A 236-nucleotide genomic window follows, 5' to 3' on the forward strand; every position below is an offset into this window, starting at 1 on the left:
TCGCTACCCATCAGCAAAATGCCGTTGGCAGTAAATTCTGTCTTATGAACACTTTCGCCTTCTAAGAACGCGCCGTAAACCGGTAGGTTCGCTTGTTCTAAATAAGCCGGTAAGTCTGTTTGGCTTACGTGTACTCGGCCAAAGCTACCCATAGTTGCACTGATGGTCTTAGGGTTGTATGGGTCTGCACAATCGCTGCTCGCAACGATATGCTTAATGCCATACCAGTCTGCTAC

At 47.9% G+C, this 236-nt stretch carries 1 protein-coding gene; it reads right to left on the bottom strand.

The window, feature by feature from the left end:
- Positions 1-236 (bottom strand): TrmH family RNA methyltransferase (locus AB4512_RS23810; protein WP_372175974.1); only part of this gene is annotated, 236 nt, incomplete at both ends.

The sequence above is a fragment of the Vibrio sp. 10N.222.52.B7 genome (genome assembly GCF_041474275.1).
Lineage (GTDB): Bacteria > Pseudomonadota > Gammaproteobacteria > Enterobacterales > Vibrionaceae > Vibrio > Vibrio crassostreae_C.